16 protein-coding genes are annotated in these 16,585 nt (G+C 53.1%); 6 read left to right on the top strand and 10 right to left on the bottom strand.

The window, feature by feature from the left end; all coding sequences use genetic code 11:
- Positions 1-84 precede the first annotated feature (84 nt).
- From AC2FNE_RS10255 to AC2FNE_RS10245, 3 genes are all read right to left on the bottom strand, one after another.
- Positions 85-1,656 (bottom strand): DUF427 domain-containing protein, encoded by a 1,572-nt coding sequence (locus AC2FNE_RS10255; RefSeq protein WP_496805313.1) that lies wholly within the window; start codon positions 1,654-1,656, stop codon positions 85-87.
- Between the two features lie 92 nt (positions 1,657-1,748).
- On the bottom strand, positions 1,749-2,450 hold the full coding sequence (locus AC2FNE_RS10250; RefSeq protein WP_170603188.1) for a winged helix-turn-helix domain-containing protein: 702 nt from the start codon (positions 2,448-2,450) through the stop codon (positions 1,749-1,751).
- Complete coding sequence (locus tag AC2FNE_RS10245) at positions 2,422-2,709, bottom strand: hypothetical protein (RefSeq protein WP_170603190.1); 288 nt, start codon at positions 2,707-2,709, stop codon at positions 2,422-2,424. Before AC2FNE_RS10245 ends, AC2FNE_RS10250 begins: the two co-directional genes overlap by 29 nt.
- Positions 2,710-2,884: 175 nt before the next feature.
- Between AC2FNE_RS10245 and AC2FNE_RS10240 the strand changes: the two genes are divergently transcribed.
- From AC2FNE_RS10240 to AC2FNE_RS10225, 4 genes are all read left to right on the top strand, one after another.
- Complete coding sequence (locus AC2FNE_RS10240; protein ID WP_496805312.1) at positions 2,885-3,355, top strand: hypothetical protein; 471 nt, start codon at positions 2,885-2,887, stop codon at positions 3,353-3,355.
- Entirely contained in the window at positions 3,356-4,087 is a 732-nt protein-coding gene (gene rnhB, locus AC2FNE_RS10235) for a ribonuclease HII (RefSeq protein WP_174823092.1), read from the top strand.
- Between the two features lie 105 nt (positions 4,088-4,192).
- Positions 4,193-5,296: a site-specific DNA-methyltransferase gene (locus AC2FNE_RS10230; protein WP_496805311.1), complete on the top strand. Its 1,104-nt coding sequence runs from the start codon at positions 4,193-4,195 to the stop codon at positions 5,294-5,296.
- A gap of 140 nt (positions 5,297-5,436) precedes the next feature.
- Positions 5,437-6,843, top strand: a complete 1,407-nt coding sequence (locus AC2FNE_RS10225; protein WP_170603196.1) for an adenylate/guanylate cyclase domain-containing protein — start codon at positions 5,437-5,439, stop codon at positions 6,841-6,843.
- Positions 6,844-6,855: 12 nt separating this feature from the next.
- Here the strand turns inward: AC2FNE_RS10225 and AC2FNE_RS10220 are convergent, their stop codons facing one another.
- Complete coding sequence (locus tag AC2FNE_RS10220; protein WP_170603198.1) at positions 6,856-7,992, bottom strand: alkane 1-monooxygenase; 1,137 nt, start codon at positions 7,990-7,992, stop codon at positions 6,856-6,858.
- Positions 7,993-8,050: 58 nt separating this feature from the next.
- Positions 8,051-9,106 (bottom strand): A/G-specific adenine glycosylase, encoded by a 1,056-nt coding sequence (gene mutY / locus AC2FNE_RS10215; RefSeq protein ID WP_170603200.1) that lies wholly within the window; start codon positions 9,104-9,106, stop codon positions 8,051-8,053.
- Positions 9,107-9,187: 81 nt separating this feature from the next.
- Here mutY and AC2FNE_RS10210 point away from each other — a divergent pair, with 81 nt between their 5' ends.
- Together AC2FNE_RS10210 and AC2FNE_RS10205 are read left to right on the top strand one after the other, a co-directional pair.
- A complete protein-coding gene (locus AC2FNE_RS10210) occupies positions 9,188-9,694 on the top strand; it encodes a DUF721 domain-containing protein (RefSeq protein ID WP_170603202.1) in 507 nt (168 codons plus the stop codon).
- Between the two features lie 13 nt (positions 9,695-9,707).
- The gene (locus AC2FNE_RS10205) at positions 9,708-10,370 is read left to right on the top strand and encodes a DsbA family protein (RefSeq protein ID WP_170479270.1); all 663 of its coding nucleotides are present in this window, start codon (positions 9,708-9,710) and stop codon (positions 10,368-10,370) included.
- Positions 10,371-10,422: 52 nt separating this feature from the next.
- Here AC2FNE_RS10205 and lpxK read toward each other — a convergent pair whose 3' ends face one another.
- The 5 genes from lpxK to AC2FNE_RS10180 form a co-directional block, all read right to left on the bottom strand.
- Positions 10,423-11,421, bottom strand: coding sequence for a tetraacyldisaccharide 4'-kinase (gene lpxK / locus AC2FNE_RS10200; RefSeq protein WP_170603206.1), 999 nt, complete (start codon positions 11,419-11,421; stop codon positions 10,423-10,425).
- On the bottom strand, positions 11,408-12,643 hold the full coding sequence (locus AC2FNE_RS10195; protein ID WP_170479266.1) for a 3-deoxy-D-manno-octulosonic acid transferase: 1,236 nt from the start codon (positions 12,641-12,643) through the stop codon (positions 11,408-11,410). Before AC2FNE_RS10195 ends, lpxK begins: the two co-directional genes overlap by 14 nt.
- Positions 12,640-13,440 carry an inositol monophosphatase family protein gene (locus tag AC2FNE_RS10190; protein WP_170603208.1) on the bottom strand — a complete coding sequence of 267 codons (801 nt, stop codon included), beginning with the start codon at positions 13,438-13,440 and terminating at the stop codon, positions 12,640-12,642. Before AC2FNE_RS10190 ends, AC2FNE_RS10195 begins: the two co-directional genes overlap by 4 nt.
- Positions 13,427-14,773, bottom strand: a complete 1,347-nt coding sequence (locus tag AC2FNE_RS10185; RefSeq protein ID WP_170603210.1) for a TldD/PmbA family protein — start codon at positions 14,771-14,773, stop codon at positions 13,427-13,429. Before AC2FNE_RS10185 ends, AC2FNE_RS10190 begins: the two co-directional genes overlap by 14 nt.
- 208 nt (positions 14,774-14,981) lie before the next feature.
- Positions 14,982-16,505: a DUF2125 domain-containing protein gene (locus AC2FNE_RS10180; protein ID WP_496773311.1), complete on the bottom strand. Its 1,524-nt coding sequence runs from the start codon at positions 16,503-16,505 to the stop codon at positions 14,982-14,984.
- Between the last annotated feature and the right edge of the window lie 80 nt (positions 16,506-16,585).

The following is a 16,585-nucleotide window of genomic DNA, read 5'->3' as shown; positions in this document are numbered from 1 at the left end:
AAACCATGTTTGGAGACGCCTGAGATTGAAATCTAGCTGCTAAGCTATCGTCTGGTTGGCTGAGCAAAATCAAGCCGCTGAGGTTCAGCGGCGTGCGATAGGGTCTTCGACGGCCTGCAATGCGTAAGCAGTTACTGGTTGCGATACGTTGTGAAGCTTGATTTTCCCTAGCGGGATCGCTTGATTGCAGACCGGCTCGATATCGTTTGAAACGACAATTTTGTGCCCCGTGGACTTGCTGAATTCGCCCAATCTGGCAGCGATATTGGCGGCCTGACCTATAACAGTGAAGTCCAGGCGTTCGCGGGATCCGACATTACCATATGTTACGCGGCCATAAGCAATGCCGATTGAGCAATCGCAGTCACCGGACATATCTGATTGGCGGTTTTCAGCTAGCTTTTCAACGATTTCAACGGCGCTGCGTTGCGCGTTCTCGCGGGCGGTGGCCGGATTGTCACTGGCCGGGAAAACAGCCAAAACAGCATCACCGATGAACTTCAGAACTTCACCGTCGTTTTGGTGCACTATGCCAGATACTGTCTCGAAGAATTCATTCAATAGGTTGATGTAGGCGCCCCGCCCAAGTTTTTCCTCAAGAATGGTCGAGTTTCGCAAGTCACAAAACATAATAGCCGCGTCGATGTCGTCACCGTCGCCGCGGCGAATCTCTCCACCCAAAACACGCGTTCCCGTCCGCTTGCCGACATATGTTTCCAGCAGAACCTTTGCGTTTTCGCGCTGCATAAACACTTCGTAGAACCGAGCGATAACAGCTGAGCATTCAAACACTAGCCCCAGATTTTCAGTGGTAAAACCCTTGGGATGGTCGCTGGTCAATGTAAGTACATTGATGCGACCATCCGAGAATGGCAGCGGCATCGCTACGTAATCAGTACCGCCCTTGGCGCGTAAGTCTTCCATGATTGGAAAGCTGTTGTTGGGATGCTCGACATTGAGACGTTGTCGTACTCCACCCAAACCATTCGAGACATGCCGCAACGGGCTGTTAATAAACGCAGGATGGTCATGAATTTCGTATGTTGGGACATTGGTCGAAATCTCGGCCGTATCCTTTTCCCAAATATGGTGTTTGCCGGCGATCAATGGGTGCAACGACCAAACCAAGACGCTAAGTCGTTGGAGAGCGATTCCATGTTCCAACATTTTTTCCGATAAAGCTTTGGTGAACTCTTCCGCTGTTTTTATGTCGGACGCACCGCGCATTAACCAATCGATCAATGGACCGCTAATGTTTCCATCTTCCGGATCGCGCAGGGTATTGTCGCCCAAATCAATGTGTGTGTAGGCACTCGGCAGGAACCCAATATGGCCCTGTATGGCTGCGCTCTCTGGCAGGGCGTCCTCGTAAGCCCAAATCGAGTTAGTAAGCCGTTCCCCCGATAAGTTGATATCGTGATAGGTGGCAGTGCCTTTGAACGGACAAAAAGTCTGTAAATCGGTTTCAGCACTTAGTTCAACACAAAGGTCTGAGCGCGGGACATAGATCGCGGGTGGTAATCTAGTTTCGTACATTACTTTGGCATTGCTGCTTTCCGCCAGCAACACGTCTCCGCGATAGATCGCAATACGATCTGGCAGAGTTTCAACGGAAATCCCGTAGCCTTTAGTCCTTGGCGTGGCATGGACGTTCATCATCAGCCTCCACTGCTAGGGCATTATTAGGATGGGTTCTTTCAGGACCAATTCCAAGGGGCGTGACGTGGAATTTACCGTTTCAGGCAAGCTCAGATCATCTGGATCACATCTTTTTCGATCGACAGCATGTAGCCCCTCTTTGCGATGTTCTTCACCAGCAACTCGCTGACCATTTGGTTTCCCAACGCATCGCGCAGGCGTTTTATTCGTGTGGCTCCAGCGGCTTCGTCACAATCTGCAGCGTCCCGGCCTGAAATAACGGCTTCGATTTGTGCGCCGGAAAGTACTTCGTCGTCCATACGAGACTCCGCCAAAACCGAGAGCGTTTCCATCGCCGCGGGGGTAAGGCGAAAATCCATGTTGTTCAGGTAAACCGTGTTTTCCTCGCGGCTAATTAACAACGATGTCACCTGAATACCGGTGCGTTCTATCTGCGCCATGCGACGGTTCAACAGAACCAGCATAACAAGGAACACCAATGCAGTAATCAGCATGGCGCTGGCAAAGACCAACAGAACAAAAATCACCATCCGATAACTGGACAGAGTGTCCGCAAATGCGGTTCCGGACTGCGCAAGTATCTCCAATAGGCGGATTTCGGCCTGCGCAGTCAGGTCGCTTTCTACAAACAGTCGTTCAACCCGTGCGTTAAAGGCATTGGCGTCAGGTAGCGTCCAAAATAAGAAGGCTGCCGCAGTGATCAGGATTAAAACGATCGCGGCGATACCTACCCCGACCAGTCTCACACCTGACCTGCGCGCCTCAGTAACGGAGATAGTATTTTCCGGCATTTTCCTTCCTTTGATCCAAACCTTCCGCTCCGAAAACGGACATCACGTTCAGCAGGGTCCAACCAGAAGACTTGAGCCGCTTGGAAACTTCCTTTGTCGCTTGTCCCTTGTCGCACGCTGACACTTTCATAATGCCATAGTGCAGGCGCAGAGGATCGTCCTGTTTGGCTTTGTAATCCGCGTAGCAGTCGGCGGCAGAAGCCGCGGTGCTCAGCGTTACCAAGGCCAAGGCGGCCAGAGAAGAGAGGATGTGTTTCATAGGCTGCATCCTGCGCATGGGCCCGGTCGATATTCAATATCCTCAATGACTTTTAGCTACCGCTATCCGATATCAATCAGCTGTTATTGTGTGTCCAAAGGGGCCGGCCACAGAGTCAGAGCATCATTTACACGGCCCGTTGCGGGTCACTGGAACATCCGAAAGGACATGCACCATGCATCGTAAATTCATCGCTCTGATCGTCGCTACAGCCGTCATCGTCACGGGCATCTCAGCCTCCAAGGCACGGGCTGCCGACGCCAAGGATATTTTGGGTGGATTAGCAGCCATTGCCATCGTAGGAGCAGCCTTGCACCATTATTCCAAGCAGGAACGGCGGGAACGCAAACAAGCGATAACCCGCGCCCCGCGTCTTAAATACAATAAGCCCAGTAGAAGATATCCAAGTGTACGCCCATTACCGGATCGTGTGGCGCGATACGACCTACCTCGGCGCTGCTTACGCACGTATGACAATTATTCGAATTCCCGGCCTTTGCTGGGGCCAAATTGCCTGAGCAAATACTACAAGCATGCAAAAAAATTGCCGAGCCAATGCGAGGTTGGCTTCTGGAACGGGAAAAAGGTAAAACGAGCCTACGAACCCGCCTGCTTGCGCCAATACGGTTATCGCGTCGTTTATTGATTGCGAATATCGAGCAGGAGCGACACCGCAGAAGCGTCGCGTCGGGAGGGGGTGGCTGTTGTCATCCCCTCTTTCGCCTTGCAGGTTTTGTTAAAACGCGATTTGCCTAGGTGGATGATGAAACCGAATTACGAGCTGGAACAAGCACTACTGGCGGGTGGGCGTGTCAGGATCGCTGGTGTTGATGAAGTAGGTCGGGGCCCTTTGGCCGGCCCGGTTGTAGCTGCGGCCGTAATTTTGAATCCGGTGGACATCCCCGAAGGTTTGAATGATTCAAAGAAGCTGACTGCCAAGCGTCGGGCCGCATTGGACGCAGAGCTTCACAACCGTGCCCAAATTTCCATAGCCGAGGCATCTGTGACCGAGATTGATGAGTTGAACATCTTGCAAGCGTCACATCTTGCGATGGTGCGTGCTGTGAAAGCGTTGACCCCGACGCCAGATTTTCTGCTGATCGACGGAAACATGATTCCGCGTGACATTCGCGTTCCGTCTCAGGCGGTGGTTAAAGGGGATGCGCAATCACTCTCGATTGCGGCCGCTTCAATTGTCGCAAAGAACTGGCGTGACAAGCTGATGGTGGATTTGGCGCAACAGCATCCGGGTTATGGATGGGAGGCGAACGCGGGTTATCCGACAAAACAGCATCGCGAAGCGCTGCGAAATCTTGGTGCGACCCCACATCATAGAGTTTCTTTCAAGCCGGTCCACAATATATTGTATCAAGAGTAAATTGTAAGTCTCTGATTCAAAAAAGAAATTGACGGCGAATCGACTTTGACTCATCCTTGTCTCAACCAAATGAGCGCAAAAGCGCCGTGGAACTGAGGCAGTGAAATGACAACGACCAAGACAAAGGGCGCATCCGCGCTCCCTTTAAACTCGATTCTATCCGGCGACTGCATCGAAGCGATGAACAGTCTGCCCGCAGCATCGATTGACCTGATATTTGCGGACCCGCCCTATAACCTGCAACTCAAAGGTCAGTTGCATAGACCAGACAACAGCCAGGTGGATGCGGTTGACGATCATTGGGACCAATTTTCGAGCTTTGCCGTTTACGATCAATTCACGCGAGAATGGCTGAAGGCTGCTCATCGACTACTCAAACCCGACGGCGCGATCTGGGTGATCGGATCATATCACAATATTTTCCGTGTCGGTGCGGCCCTTCAAGACGCGGGGTACTGGATATTAAACGATGTCGTGTGGCGCAAATCGAATCCTATGCCCAATTTTCGAGGCAAGCGGTTTACTAACGCCCATGAAACCATGATCTGGGCTTCCAAGCGCGAGGGAGCCAAGTACACGTTCAACTACGATGCGCTAAAAGCACTTAACGAAGGTGTGCAAATGCGTAGTGATTGGGTGTTGCCAATCTGTACTGGGCATGAGCGGCTTAAGGATGAAAATGGTGACAAGGCGCACCCAACGCAAAAGCCCGAATCTTTGTTGCACCGTGTTTTGATCGGTTCGACAAACCCGGGAGATGTTGTCCTGGACCCGTTTTTTGGAACTGGAACGACCGGAGCAGTCGCCAAGATGCTGGGCCGCGAGTTTATCGGGATCGAGCGGGAAGAAAGTTATCGTAAGGTTGCGGAAAAGCGCATCGCCAAGGTTCGCAAATTTGACCGAGAAGCGCTTGAAGTCAGCGCCAGCAAACGTGCTGAGCCACGTGTACCCTTTGGTCAACTGGTCGAACGCGGCATGCTTCGCCCGGGCGAAGAGCTTTATTCCATGAACCAGCGCCACAAGGCCAAGGTCAGGGCCGACGGCACGCTTGTTGGCGACAACGTAAAGGGTTCGATCCATCAGGTGGGCGCGCATCTGGAAAATGCGCCTTCCTGCAACGGCTGGACTTATTGGTGTTTCAAGCGAGATGGCAAAACTGTGCCGATCGATGTGTTGCGCCAACAAATCCGAGCTGAGATGCACAACTGATTTCACCAATACCGCCGGTGCCTGTGGCCTGACACATGGCACTAAGCCTTGCCCCGCCGGCTACGGCGGGGTCTTTTGTTTTTGCGCCAGTGGTGGTTGCATAGTGTAGAAACTGAAAGCCCGTATGGGAGATTAAGGCAATGACCGACATAAGCGCCCGCCAATCCCGTATCGATAGGATATTTCTTACCCAGCCAGACAAGTTTGATCTGGACAACAAATATACCGAGGCCGCGCTGGAACGGCATAAGCAGGAAGGGCTGGAACTGGCGGTGCGGGCCAGATGGATTGCAATGGGTCTGACCGGTGTTTTGCTGATCTTTCTAAACCCGCATTGGGAAGTGTTGTGGTATCACTTCATTCTTCTGTTGATTTGCGCGAATGGATGGTTGATCCGCCGCGCTGGTCGAGTTGGACAATCAAGAACAGAGTTGCTGTTGATCTTTCTGGACCTTCTGATCATGACAACGGCCATGATCGTTCCCAACCCGTTCAGCGATGATGTTCGGCCCTTGGCCATGCAGTACAGGTTCGACAATTTCCAGTACTTCTTTATCATCTTGGCGGCTGGAACGCTGGCTTATTCCTGGCGAACGGTAGTGGCCATCGGAACCTGGACTGCAGGAATGTGGACGATTGGCTGGGTCATTGCCTGGTGGGTTGCGTCGCCAATTCCTGGAATCAGCGAGCGAGTGGCCGAAGCTTTGCAAGGATATCCTGACGTGGCAGAGATGCTTGACCCCAACAGCTTTATGGTGCCGCAGCGGGTTCAACAGGTCATAGTCTTTGTGATGGTGGCCGTGACGCTGGGCGTTTCGATGCAACGTCTCAATCGGCTATTGATGAGCAATGCCGGTCTGGAACGCGAACGGGCCAACCTTTCCCGATATTTTTCACCCAACGTGGTTGATGCGCTGAGTCAGAATGACGAACCGCTAAAGCAGGTTCGGAAAGAAAACGTCGCTGTATTGTTCATCGATATCGTCGGGTTCACAAACTTTGCGGCTGGTCGCGATCCTTACGACGTGATCGAAGTTCTGCGCGGATTTCACGCAAGAATGGAGACCGAGGTTTTTCGTCACCACGGTACGTTGGACAAATATTTGGGGGATGGTTTAATGGCGACTTTCGGGACGCCGGTTCCAACGCCTTTGGATGCCAGTAACGCTCTGGCCTGTGCAAAAGCTATGGTAGGGGTCATTGATCGCTGGAACCTGGAGCGCGTCCGCGCCGGGGAGCCTGAAATTGCCGTTGGAATTGGTGTCCACTATGGCTCCGTAGTATTGGGCGATATTGGCGCAAACCGTTTGGAATTTGCTGTAATTGGCGATGCGGTCAATGTTGCAGCCAAGCTGGAGGCGATGACGCGCGAGTACAGCGCCCGTGTCGTCATAAGCGACGCGGTTAGATTGCAATCATCTAAGGAAACTCCCAGTACACAACAAACAATGTCTGGTTTTGTCGCCTTGAATCAACAAACAGTCCGTGGCGTTAGCCTGCCGATGGATATCTGGGTTTTACGATCCGCTGACAATCCATCTGGGTGAAACGGGCTTGACCTAAGTCCTAGGTGCCGGGTTTTGAGCATTGTTGTAAGGGCGCCAGTTCGTGATCTCAGGGTAATATTGTTGCCTCCAGGCTTGTACCCTGGGGTTCATGACACGTCTCCAAAGTGGTGGGATCATAGCAGCGACTGTCATGACGGGATAACCGTAAGGGAGCTGCGGTGCTGCGTCCTGTGAATGGTGTTGCAACAAAGGAAATCTGCGGTTCGGCTTGTAGTGGTGGTCAGAATGGCGCTGAAGATTGATCAGTAGCCAGTTTGAGGCTTTTTGGGAAGAATTCCAGGAATGCCGCGGGCGTACATGTTCGTACTTTCCGTCGCCCAAATATTTACGAGTTAACCCGTAATGTTCGACGTAGTTAACCAATTCCAGTTGCCAGATTGCAGTGCCAGCCTGGACCAGAAACAGGCCTAGTCCGGCCCAGCCACCGACAGCAAGCGCCAACAAAAGCATGCTGCCCTGCAGAATCCAGTATCGCCAGAATGGATTAGTCTTGTCGGTCCAAGGCAAATCTTTCCGGGCCAGTTTTTGTTGCTCGGCTCGGAACGCGGAAACAAGGCTTTGCCTCAAGACACGAGGGTAAAAGCGGTGAAACCCTTCGTTGTAACGCGCAGTTACTGGGTCGTGTGGAGTTCCAACATAGCGATGATGAACCAAAAGGTGCTCGGACCGGAAATGAGAATAGAGTACCATGGCGAGCAGAATATCCGCCAGCCATCGTTCAAGCTTGTCCGATTGATGCATCAACTCGTGGCTGTAATTGATCCCAATTGTGCCTGAAATCACGCCCATGCCGAAAAACACACCGATCTTTTCCAGCGATGACAGTGTTTGCGACCCGCTCACATACCAGATTAGCCCGTACAGAGTGATGAATTGAACAGGTGCCCAGGCGTTGGTTAAAAGGATGTACCAGCGTAGCTGACCATCAGGTGTTTCAGGGATAGCGTTATCCAGATTCAGGCCAACAAAATGATCCAGCACGGCATAGGCCCACCAAGTGGACAGTGGAACCAAAAGAATCCACCATCCCCCAGCAATTGCCGAAATCCAGATGACAGGAATCAGAAGGAACGAGGCCCAGAAAGGCAATGCAGTTCGCCAGCGTGACAATTTGTTTGGCTCGATCATCCTAGTGCTCCGTACCTGGAGTGGGCAGTCTAGTTCGCCCCAATTAATTCGCAGTGACCTATTGCCCGCGCCAAAGGGAATGGGCTTTGCGCATCACGGTAGGAAGATCATTCGGGCGAAAATTGTGTTTGTCCAGAATGATCAAACCTTCTGGAATGGTTCCGTCAGGTAAGTTTGCGGTCCAAATGCGCAGTATCAAATGAAAGTGCGTGAAAGTGTGGCGGACCTCGCCCCTCAACTCGGTCCAATCTGCCGGAAAGGGTGGCGCAGGCACAGGGGTTTCGGACCAGTCTGATCCAGGCCATCCCAGCATGCCACCGAGCAAACCTTTTTCCGGCCTGCGTTCCAAAAGCAATGCACCATCGTTTCGCCGTGCAATGTACAGGTGGCCGTGCCGGGTCGGTTTTGGTTTTTTAGGGGACTTTTTGGGCAACTCGAATTGTGAGCCAGCAGACTGGGCACGGCACCATGTTCGAACTGGGCAAACGCCACAAGCTGGCGACTTAGGTGAGCAAATGGTGGCGCCCAAATCCATGACGGCCTGGGCATAATCACCCGGACGTTCATCCGGTGTAAGCTCGGCAGCCCTTTTCTTCAGTTTGGGCTTTGAACCTGGTAAAGGGTCATGAATGTCAAACAGCCTGGCCATAACGCGCTCAACGTTGCCATCCATTACGGTTTCAGGCCGATCAAATGCTATCGCGGCAATCGCTGCAGCGGTGTACGGGCCTATGCCCGGTAGTTTCGTCAAGGCTTCATAGCTGCTTGGAAATTTCCCGTCGTAGACAGTTGCTATTACCCGTGCGCATTTTAACAAGTTGCGGGCGCGGGCGTAGTAACCCAAACCGGCCCATTCAGCCATGACCTGATCGTCGGGAGCAGCCGCCAGAGCCTTTACGTCTGGCCAGCGCGTTGTAAAGCGGACGAAATATTCGCGAACGGCGGCAACGGTTGTCTGTTGTAGCATGACTTCGGATAGCCAGACCCGGTAAGGGTCGGGTACACATCCTGCGACACGATCCATTGGCGCAACACGCCATGGCATGGCTCTGGCATGGTAGTCGTACCACCTCAGCAAAGCGGTACTAACGTCTGATTCAGCGGGGTCACGCAAGTTTTATCTATCTTCCTGTCGAGTTTCGCTGGCGCCGTGGCCATCACCCATTACAATAGGCGCGGAAAAGTTGGAAACCAGATGCAAAGCAGACGTTCTTCTACCCGCGGGTTCAAGCGCACCGCAACCTTGCTGAACGATCAAATTCGGCGCGCTGGCGAGAGCCGCGGGTTTGCCGTTTCGCGTTTGCTTACCCATTGGGCTGAAATTGTGGGCCAAGACATTGCCGCGATCGCCCGACCGGTGAAAGTAGGGTATGGCAATGGCAATTTTGGGGCTACTCTGACCGTGCTTACGACCGGACCTCAGGGCCCGATACTGGATATGCAAAAGGAACAAATTCGAGAACGCGTGAATGCGGTCTATGGGTTTAGTGCAATAACCAATATCCGAATTACCCAGACCGCTCCGACGGGATTCGCAGATGGGCAGGCCAGCTTCGACCACAAACCGAAACAGGAAAATCCTGAAATCGCACCTGAAATCGCAGCTGAGGCTGATAAAGTGTCGCGTGACGTAAATGATGTGGATTTACGCGCGGCCCTTGAACGTCTTGGCCGGAACGTTTTATCCAAACAGAAACACTAAGAAAGGGCTTAGAATGAGCCGTATTGCAACTGTAATCTGTGCGGTCGTAGCCGTAGCCGCGGGCGGCTATTGGTTAACTTTGCCGAATTCGACACCAGCGCCCACGTTAATTGGCAGTGCTGAAGCACAAGAGGCTGATCTGGATACTTCGACTATTGTCGAAATGGTTCAGGGGGCCGCTGACGCGCCCGTCGAGATAATCGAATATGCGTCCTATACCTGTCCGCACTGCGCGAATTTCCACCAAGGGGCGTACAAGAAGCTCAAGAAGGATTTTATTGACACCGGAAAGGTCAAGTTCACTTATCGTGAGGTTTACTTCGACCGCTATGGTTTGTGGGCCTCGATGGTAGCGCGCTGTGCCGGGCCTGAAAAATTCTTTGGCATCACAGACTTGATTTACGAAGGGCAGTCGGAATGGACGCGCGCAGGTGGACCGACCGAAATCGTGGATGAGCTTCGCAAAATTGGCCGCCTAGCTGGAATCGACAACAAGCAACTTGACGCTTGTTTGCAAGACGGTACGCGCGCTCAAACGTTGGTTGCATGGTATCAGGAAAACGCTGAGCGTGATGACATTCGGGCAACGCCGTCATTCATCGTCAACGGCAAAAAAGTTGACAACCAATCCTACGAAGAATTCAAAAAGCTGATCGAAAGCGAACTGGGCAGCTGAGTTCAAAAGTGGCTGCCCTTACCTAAGGGTCGCCACCCGACCTAAGACATCGTTACGGCGGCGGTGCAACACCCAGCAACATTTCCTTAACCTGTTCGGCTTCGTCTACCTGTAGCCGGACAGGAAGCGTTACGACTTTACTGCGAAAAGCGGCGGGCAGGCGTACCGCATCTTTTTCAGTTGTCACTAATTGCGCGCCGATTTCTCGAGCGTCATTCTCCAGCCGCCCCATCAAGGCCGGAGTTAGAAGTTGATGGTCATCAAGCGCTTCGGCTCGTAACAACTGCGCACCTTGCTGGCGCAAGGTCTGAAAGAATTTCTCGGGATATCCGATACCTGCAAAGGCAAGAACAGGAGTATCGGCCCAATCCATGCCGGTTTGCAACGGAGTCAACTGTCCGGTAGCGCGTGGAACTTTCACTTTAGCGTCCCATTGAGCAGAAAACTTATCCTGAGCATTTGCCCCGCCCAACGACAGTAAGAGGTCCGCTCTTTTAAGCCCGACACTCACGGGTTCTCTCAAAGGTCCGGCGGGAAGGCACAGCCCGTTACCGAAACCACGTTCGGCGTCGACCACAATGATCGAGAAATCCTTTTTCACAGATGGGTTTTGAAAACCGTCGTCCAATACGATGACCGAAGCACCGGATTCTGCGGCTGCACGAGCGCCGGCAGCACGGTCTTTGGCGACCCAAACGTCGGCAAAGGACGCAAGCAACAGCGGCTCGTCGCCGACCTCAGCGACGCTGTGACGAGCTGGATCGACTTGAACGGGACCTTTCAATGAACCGCCGTAGCCGCGGGTGACAACATGGGGGTTGTGCCAGGCATCGCGTAATTGTTCCAGTACCCAGATCGCAGTCGGTGTCTTGCCTGTCCCGCCAGCATGCAAGTTGCCAATGCAGATTACTGGAACGCCTGGGGTTAGCCCTTGCTCAGACGCAATCCGGCGCGCTGTTGCTGCAGCATAAACTCGCCCAATTGGGGCTAGAAGACGGGCGCGCACGTCAAGCTTGTCGGGGCTGGTATTCCAAAAATTAGGTGCGCGCATCTTGGGTTCTCTGCGAGTCCAGTTCATTTTGAACGAATTCTGTCAACTGGTCGACCTGTGGCGCCCCCTCCGTTACAACCGCCCAACCGGCCAGCGCCATTTCCGCCGCACGATCCGGTGCCATTAACGCGACGATACCGTCACCCAGCTCAGAGGCAGACGCGATCTTCAAAGCTGCGCCAGCCTTGTCCAACCTGTCATAAGCATCCTGATGTCTTTCCACATGGGGCCCGTGGATGACAGTGGATCCCAGAGCGACCGAGATCAACGGATCATGTCCTCCCATGCCCCGCTCAAGCGAGTTTGCCATAAAGGTCAACGACGATATCCGATGCCACAAGCCAAGGTCTTCGGGGTCCGAAAACAGGATGACTTGCGTGCTGTCTTCGATCAATTGTCCATCATCCCAATTGGCGCAACGCAGGTCCATAGATGATAGTCTGTCCGTAAGCTGGACCATTTCGGACCCGTCGGCGACATGAAGAACCAACGCCAAACGCGGGAGCATTCGCATTGCCTGACGGTGCGCAGTGAGAACGGAGATGAATTCATTGTCTTGAACCCAAGCTGCCAGCCAAACTGGGCGACCCGCCAATGCGTGGTTGGTTTCGATTAACTCGTCTTCAGGCCATGGTCGTGGGTTCGGGTTGATCCGAAGGGGTGGTGAGACAGCGATCTTGCTGTTTTGAATACCTAGCCGGCGAATTTGCCGTGCAGTTTTTTCGGAAGTCGCCAAAATTTTTGAAAAGCAGTTGAGAGTATATCGACTGATATCCGGTAACCAGCGCCCACCCGGCGCGACTTTCACGTCCACGCTCGCCTCGACAAGGATGAGTGGGACTTCACGTTCATTGGCCTGGGTAACGATATTGGGCGTCACGCCGCCACCGATCCAGATGCCCATATCAGGACGCCAATGGTCCAAAAAGGCACGAGCAGCCCCAGTCTGATCCGTGGGTAAATTAATCGGCGAAGCTATACAATCTTCCCAAGTGGACACGTCGACGCCGGATGGAGCTGTCAGTAACAAAGATAACTCCGGCCGCAGCAACAATAACCTGCGACAAAAATCATCGACAACGCGAATCCTGCCGGGATCGTTCACGTGAACCCACAACAATTCACCATCGGGTCGAGGTGTTTGGGTCCCTGCAGTTTTAGTTGGCACACCCCAGGACAGGACACGATAGGCCGCAAGGCTGAGAGAGCGCGGTTTGCTCATCCCGGCAATCCCGGTCCCCTTGGGTCAAGATGGATGAAAATCTGACCATGCAGGTTAGGTCCCGCCGCGACTACTCCGTTTAGGCGGGGATGGGCGTTGTTGAAGCGCAGGTCTTGGCCAAGCCGGTCGGTGCAAAGGCCACCTGCTTCGCGTAGAATAAGGTCTCCGGCTGCAATATCCCACTCCCAACTTGGACGAAGGGTCAACATCCCGTCAAACCTGCCCTGAGCGACCAGTGCCATGCGATAGGCAAGCGAAGGGCGGTACGCTTTGACGAATACCGGAACGTTTCCGGATTGCCAGTGGCGTGGATCTAGATTGGGTTTCGCGGCCAGAATTTCTGCTTCATGCATAATGCCTGGGTCCGAGGTCTGTATCGGTTCCCCATTCAGGGTAGCGCCTTGACCTTTGGCTGCAGCATAAATCAGATTGCGCATTGGCAGATAAATAACGGCAGCGGTGACTTCGCCGTGCTCGGCCACGGCAATGGAATGCGCCCAGGTTCGGGAACCTTCGACGAAGTTTCGCGTGCCGTCGATTGGATCGATGATAAATACCTTTTCGCGGTTCAGTCTATCGGACGAATCCTCAGTCTCTTCACTTAACCAGCCATAGTCGGGCCGATTTGATGACAGATCGCGTTTCAGCATCTCATTCACCGCAAGATCTGCCTCGGTCACTGGCCCCGCACCTCCGGGCTTATCCCAGCGCTTCGCGCGAGGTCCGGTATATCGCGTAGCGATTTTTCCTGCTTCATACGCCGCTTCAATCAGCAAGGACAAATCAGTTGCCGGCAAGAGTCATCCCTTCGATCAGAATAGAAGGCACAACCCGCGACAGGTAGCATCGTGCATCGTTGGCCGGAATGATGCGCATTAGCATTTCCCGAAGATTACCAGCAATGGTACATTCGTTGATTGGGTGACTAATTTCCCCGTTTTCGACCCAAAAACCAGACGCACCGCGGGAGTAATCGCCTGTATTAGGGTTGATCGTCGATCCAATCATGGAGGTCACCAAAAGACCGGTTTCCATGTCTCTCATCAAATCCGATCGGCTCTGGGTTCCCTGTGTCAGATTCAGGTTCCAGTTGCTGGGCGATGGAGGTCCGGATACACCGCGTGCTGCGTTTCCCGTTGAGTCCATGCCCAGTTTGCGTGCGCTGGACAGATCAAGTGTCCAGCCCGTTAAAATGCCATTCTCAACGATGGCCCGCTGTTGGGTTGGCAATCCTTCAGCGTCGAACGGGCGCGAGCCGGAAATGCGTGGGCGGTGGGGGTCTTCGACCAGCGACAGATGTTCTGGCAGGACCTGTTGTCCCAAACAGTCTTTCAACCATGATGCCCCACGCGCAATCGCGGCACCATTGCAGGCAGCCAAAAGATGTCCGATTAGTGAAGATGAAATGCGTTCATCGAATAAAACTGGAAAGCAACCCGTTTCGGGTTTTCGCGCGCCGGTTCTTTCGACAGCCCGTTGACCAGCGGTGCGACCGATTTCGGCAGGATCGCGCAGGTCTGATTGGAAGCTTCGACTGTCACCGTCATAGTCCCGCTCCATCCCCGTGCCCTCGCCCGAGATAGCAACACAGGAGGTCGAGCGACTGCTGCGCATGTAACCACCGGAGAACCCGTTTGTAGCGGCCAGATGAACGCGGTGCGTCCCATAAGCCGCAGCGGCGTCTGATACTTGTGTCACTCCTGAAACTGCGCGAGCAGCGGCTTCGGCTGCCAATGCGTCCTTCAACAGAGATTCCGCGCTGGGTTCAGGAGTTGGATCAAACAGCTCCAGAGCGTTCAAATCCCAATTTGAAGTCAGCTGTGAAGGGTCTGCCAAGCCGGAAAACGGATCCTCGGGGGCTTCGCGGGCCATAGCCACAGCACGTTCTGCCATCGCAGCAATTGTTTCTGGACGGCTATCAGAACTGGATACAATGGCTTGTCGGTTACCCAGAAAAACCCTCAATCCCAAATCTGTGCCTTCCGAACGCTCAGCATGTTCCAACGCACCTTCGCGCACATCGACTGAAACGGAAGACCCATCAATAACAATCGCATCCGCGGCTTCGGCTCCGGCTTTACGGGCTGCATCCAGCAGATTAATGCTGATCTCTTCTGGTGTTTGGGTCATAAGGCCTCCGGGTGTGGTGCCATTGGACCTAGCCTTGGACTGACCAGCCTGCAAGACCTGCAAGCTAATTGTAGTTGGTGTCAGTGGCAGGAACCCTTTTTGATTTGCGTCAGTGTTAGTGAAATTGGACTCCAAAGAAAAAGCCGCGCACAGGATAGGCACGGCCTGTCACGAAGGGCTGTGTTTTCAGTCCTTCCAAAGCCGAAAATCACTTGATACGCTGACCGTTAGCCAAGATTTGACCGTTTTCGGTGAATTCGATCTTTGAGTTCAGCGTATCCGGTTCCTCACCTGGAACAGCCATGAGTCCCATCATCATTCGGGCGCCCATTGCATCGCTCTCGGACACAAAGCCCATCGCGATAAGCTTATCGATCAAAGCGTTGGCGCCCACTAGTTGCAGGTTCAACTCTCCTGTCGGCGCAGGCATCCCACCGAATTCCTGGGTATTGGTGTTATCGAAGGTAAAATCCCCATCCCCGGTGAGATTTGCGCCCACCATTGAGATCAAAAGCTCTTTGATTTTCAGCGAATGCAGTTCTGCAGGCTCTAGCTGTCCTGATTCAATCTGTTCGCTGACTTCCGGGTCCATGAAGTCGATCAAAATCTTAGCAGTACCCAAGGTATTTAAGGCGATGGTCGCCGGGTCCCGTGGTAGAGCGCCGGTAGGATCAAACATGCCCCAAAGAACGTCCGACATTGTAAAATCATTCAAGTTCAGACTAAAAGCGAAAGGTTGAACTTCTTCCGTTGCCAAAACAGGTACTTCGATTACCATCGCTGTGTTGGCGGCATTGATTTCGACGGGCACAGGCAATTCCGACATGGTCATCGCGAGTTTCGTGCCTGTTTGCGACACTTCATAAGCAAGACGCTTGGCGTCTATACTGCCGGAAAAGCGACCGCCTTTCGAAGAGCTGCTCATAGAGAAGGTCTCATCTTCGGAGACACCTTCAATATCCGTACTTCCGGAGGTGTACGAAAACGCTCCATTTACCGCAAAGCCGGCCTCGTAAATGGCTTTGATGTCCGCAGCGTCGAATATTGCTGGAATTATCGTCGTTCCGTCAAATGCCAACTGCTCTAACCTGCCGTTTATGTTGATATCGTGGCCGGTTTCCGGGTCTTGTACGACAAGTTTGTAAGCCAAGCCGGCAGCAGTAATGCTTTGTACAATGTCACGATTTTCGCCGATCTGCATGCGGGCATTGCCCGATACGTCAGTGATCTCAAGGCTTGCATCGACTGAGTCCTCAGGAATATCTTCTCCCTCGAGGTCCAAGGCATTCACAACAAATCCCATACTGGCGGCAGAATAGTTGTAAGCCATGTCATCGGGCGAGCCAGAAACGACTATGTTCAGGTCCTTGTTCGTGTAAAGCAAATCACCCGAAAAACTATCGCCTTCGCCACCACCAGAGATTGTAACGGGAAAGCTCTCTGGGTAAACGATTTGAACGGTGCCATCACCATTTTCGGTTAATGTCACTTCGGGAATGGTCATTTGCACCGAATCGGAAGACTCGGGAACAGCCAAGCTGATGATGAAATCTGTGATGGTTGTGACATTACCGGAAACGCTTTGATCACCTGTCACGGTGTAGCCCATTCCGCCCAAATAAGCCTGCCAGTCGGACCAGACATCATTAGCGGTTAAATCAGCGAATGCGCTTTGGGTCGTAATGGCATAAGCCAAAGCGGCGCCGCAACTGCGGCGAAGAAAAACAGACATAGGGGGTCCTTCATTTTTTAAATTTGCTGCATGGTCGTGCCTGTAATGGGGATCGTCAAGGGGCAAGGGGTGGACCCTTT

Source organism: Ruegeria sp. YKSD179 (assembly GCF_059612885.1).
Note: the sequence above shows the minus strand (reverse complement) of the source record. Positions and strands in the feature narration are given on the sequence as shown.

What these genes read in the sequence shown, in the direction of transcription:
- AC2FNE_RS10205 (WP_170479270.1), top strand. Translation starts at nt 9,708, where the DNA reads ATGAGCCGTATTGCAACTGTAATCTGTGCGGTCGTAGCCGTAGCCGCG.
- AC2FNE_RS10245 (WP_170603190.1), bottom strand. Translation starts at nt 2,709, where the DNA reads ATGAAACACATCCTCTCTTCTCTGGCCGCCTTGGCCTTGGTAACGCTG.
- AC2FNE_RS10250 (WP_170603188.1), bottom strand. Translation starts at nt 2,450, where the DNA reads ATGCCGGAAAATACTATCTCCGTTACTGAGGCGCGCAGGTCAGGTGTG.
- AC2FNE_RS10195 (WP_170479266.1), bottom strand. Translation starts at nt 12,643, where the DNA reads ATGAGCAAACCGCGCTCTCTCAGCCTTGCGGCCTATCGTGTCCTGTCC.
- AC2FNE_RS10185 (WP_170603210.1), bottom strand. Translation starts at nt 14,773, where the DNA reads ATGACCCAAACACCAGAAGAGATCAGCATTAATCTGCTGGATGCAGCC.
- AC2FNE_RS10230 (WP_496805311.1), top strand. Translation starts at nt 4,193, where the DNA reads ATGACAACGACCAAGACAAAGGGCGCATCCGCGCTCCCTTTAAACTCG.
- AC2FNE_RS10180 (WP_496773311.1), bottom strand. Translation starts at nt 16,505, where the DNA reads ATGTCTGTTTTTCTTCGCCGCAGTTGCGGCGCCGCTTTGGCTTATGCC.
- lpxK (WP_170603206.1), bottom strand. Translation starts at nt 11,421, where the DNA reads ATGCGCGCACCTAATTTTTGGAATACCAGCCCCGACAAGCTTGACGTG.
- AC2FNE_RS10210 (WP_170603202.1), top strand. Translation starts at nt 9,188, where the DNA reads ATGCAAAGCAGACGTTCTTCTACCCGCGGGTTCAAGCGCACCGCAACC.
- AC2FNE_RS10255 (WP_496805313.1), bottom strand. Translation starts at nt 1,656, where the DNA reads ATGAACGTCCATGCCACGCCAAGGACTAAAGGCTACGGGATTTCCGTT.
- AC2FNE_RS10225 (WP_170603196.1), top strand. Translation starts at nt 5,437, where the DNA reads ATGACCGACATAAGCGCCCGCCAATCCCGTATCGATAGGATATTTCTT.
- AC2FNE_RS10220 (WP_170603198.1), bottom strand. Translation starts at nt 7,992, where the DNA reads ATGATCGAGCCAAACAAATTGTCACGCTGGCGAACTGCATTGCCTTTC.
- AC2FNE_RS10240 (WP_496805312.1), top strand. Translation starts at nt 2,885, where the DNA reads ATGCATCGTAAATTCATCGCTCTGATCGTCGCTACAGCCGTCATCGTC.